Source organism: Pseudomonas sp. HMSC057H01, assembly GCF_001836405.1.
Classification (GTDB): Bacteria; Pseudomonadota; Gammaproteobacteria; order Pseudomonadales; family Pseudomonadaceae; genus Pseudomonas; species Pseudomonas aeruginosa.
Window position 1 is genome coordinate 1 of sequence record NZ_KV828483.1, and the last position, 2,986, is coordinate 2,986.

Below are 2,986 nucleotides of genomic sequence, written 5' to 3' on the forward strand. Positions count from 1 at the left end.
TGACCGCCCAGTTCGAAGAAGTTGTCGTCCAGGCCGACCCGTTCCACTCCCAGGATCTCCGCCCAGATCGCTGCGATGCGCTGCTCCAGCTCGCTACCGGGCGCTCGATAGGCCTGCTGCGACAAGCTCGCATCCGGTTGCGGCAACGCCTGCCGGTCGAGCTTGCCATTGACCGTCAGCGGCATCCGCTCCAGCAGCATCAGGTGCGCCGGCACCATGTAGTCCGGCAGGTGCCGCTTCAGCGACTCCCGCAGCGACTCCCGCAGACGCTCAGCATCCTCCGCCGAGTCCGCCACCACGTATCCCGCCAGTTGCGTGCCGCCGACTCCGTCATGGGCCAGCACCACGGCATCGCGTACCCCGGCCAGACCGGCGAGCGCCGCTTCGATCTCGCCCAGTTCGATACGGAAGCCGCGAACCTTCACCTGGTGGTCGATACGCCCGATGTACTCGATATTGCCATCCGCCTGGAACCGCGCCAGGTCGCCGGTACGGTACAGCCGCTCGCCGGCGCCGCCGGGGAACGGGTTCGGCACGAAGCGGGTGGCACTCAACCCGGCCCGCCTCAGGTAGCCGCGTGCCAGCCCGGCGCGACCGATGTACAGCTCGCCCACCGCGCCGCGCGGCACCGGGTTCAGGTCACGGTCGAGGATGTACCAGGACAGGTCCGGGATGGTCCCGCCAATCGGACTGACCAGGCCACCCTCCAGGTCGGCTTCGCTCACCGGACGGTAGGTTACGTGCACCGTGGTCTCGGTGATGCCGTACATGTTCACCAGTTGCGGCTGGCGATCGCCGAAGCGCTGGAACCACGGCCGCAGGCTCTGAAGATCCAGCGCCTCGCCACCGAAGATCACGTAGCGCAGCGCCGGCTGCTGCGTCGCCATGTCGGCGGAACAGGCCACCGCCATCAGTTGCTTGAACGCCGACGGCGTCTGGTTGAGCACCGTCACGCCTTCGCGGCACAGCAGACGGTAGAAGTCTTCCGGCGAACGGCTCACCCATTGCGGCACGATCACCAGGCGCCCGCCATAGAGCAGCGCGCCGAAGATTTCCCAGACCGAGAAATCGAAGGCGTAGGAATGGAACAACGTCCACACGTCCCGCTCGTCGAAGCCGAACCAGGCCTCGGTGGCGCTGAACAGGCGCAGCGCGTTGCGGTGGGTGAGCAATGTGCCCTTGGGCTTGCCGGTCGAGCCCGAGGTATAGATCACGTAGGCCAGGTTGTCCGCCGATAGCGTCGGGAGCGGATCGCTCTCGGCGTAGCCATCCAGCACCAGACCGTCGATGGCCAGCACCTCCACCCCCGCCTGCCGTGGCAGGCGCTCGAGCAGATGCCCCTGGGTCAGCAGCAGCCGTACCCCACTGTCGTCGAGGATATGCGCCAGGCGCTCCTCTGGCGCCGCCGGGTCCAACGGCAGGTAGGCGCCGCCGGCCTTGAGGATCGCCAGCAAGCCGACCAGCATGTCCAGCGAACGCTCCAGCGCCAGCCCGACCGGCACGTCCGCGCCAACGCCGCGAGCGATCAGGCAGTGCGCCAGGCGATTGGCCCGCGCATTCAGTTCGCCGTAGCTCAGCCGTTGTTCGTCGAGGATCAGCGCAACCGCCTGTGGCCATTGCCGCACCTGCTCCTCGAAACGCTGCTGCAAGGTGCCCTGCACCGCGCACTCGCGCTGGGCCGGGTTCCATTCGGAGAGGGTCTGCCGGCGCTCCGGCGCATCCAGCAGCGGCAACTCGCCGAGCCGCTGTCGTGGGTTGGCGACGATGCCGCGCAACAGGTTGCGCCAATGGCCGGCCAGGCGTTCCACGGTGGAGGCGTCGAACAGGTCGGTGGCGTAGTCGAAAACGGCGCAAAAACGCTGCTCTTCGTCCGTCAGGTCCAACGTCAAGTCGAACTGCGCCGTCCGGCTGTCGAACTGCACGCTTTCCATCTGTAACTCGTCGAAGCGGAATGCCTGGCCGTTGCCACGGGCTTCGCTCTGGTAGTTGAACAGCACCTGGAACAGCGGGTTGTGGCTAAGACTGCGCTCCGGCTGCAAGGCCTCCACCAGTTGCTCGAACGGCAGGTCCTGGTGCGCCTGGGCCTCCAGCGCGCGTTGGCGGGCCTGTGCCAGCAGCTCGTCGAAGCCCATCCGACCGTCCAGGTCGGCCTTGAGCACCTGGGTGTTGACGAAGAAGCCGATCAGCCGCTCGGTCTCCACGCGGTTGCGATTGGCGATCGGCACACCGACACGGATATCCGCCTGCCCGCTGTAGCGATACAGCAGCGCCTGGAACGAAGCCAGCAACAGGGCGAAGGCAGTAGCCCCCTCCTGCTGGGCCACGCGCCTGAGCGCCTGGGACAGATCAATATCCAGTTCCAGGATGAACTGGGCACCACGATGGCTTTGCCGAACCGGGCGCGGCCGGTCGAACGGCAACTCCAGCACCGGCTGCTCGCCGCCCAGCAGGCCGGTCCAGTACGCCAACTGGCGCTCCTTTTCCCCCGCCTCCATCCAGCTGCGCTGCCACAGGGCGTAGTCCGCGTACTGGATCGGCAAAGCCGGCAGCGCTAGCTCGAGCCCTCGACTATAGGCGGCATAGAGCTGGACCAGTTCCTCGACCATCACCTGCATCGACCAACCGTCGGACACGATGTGATGCTGGACCAGCACCAGCACATGGTCGTCCTCGGCCAGCCGCAACAGGCTCACCCGCAGCAGCGGCCCACGCTCCAGGTCGAACGGCCGCGCGATCGTCGTCTCGACCTGCCGAGCGAGGGCGCCCTCCTCGAGCGGCCCCAACGCGACGATATCCAACGGCAATGCCATGGATGCGGCGATCTCCTGGCGCGCCTCGTCGCCGTCGAGGCGAAAACGGGTGCGTAGGGTCTCGTGCCGCGCAACCAGGCTGTCGAAGCTGCGTTGCAGGGCATCCAGGTCCAGCCGCCCACGTAGACGCAAGACACTCGGGATATGGTAGGCCGCGCTTTCCGGCTCCAGTTGCC

The 2,986-nt window shown here is 67.0% G+C and carries 1 pseudogene; it reads right to left on the reverse strand.

Annotated elements, in window-relative coordinates:
* A pseudogene (gene pvdD / locus HMPREF2581_RS18245) lies at positions 1-2,986 on the reverse strand (pyoverdine non-ribosomal peptide synthetase PvdD); the annotation flags it as partial.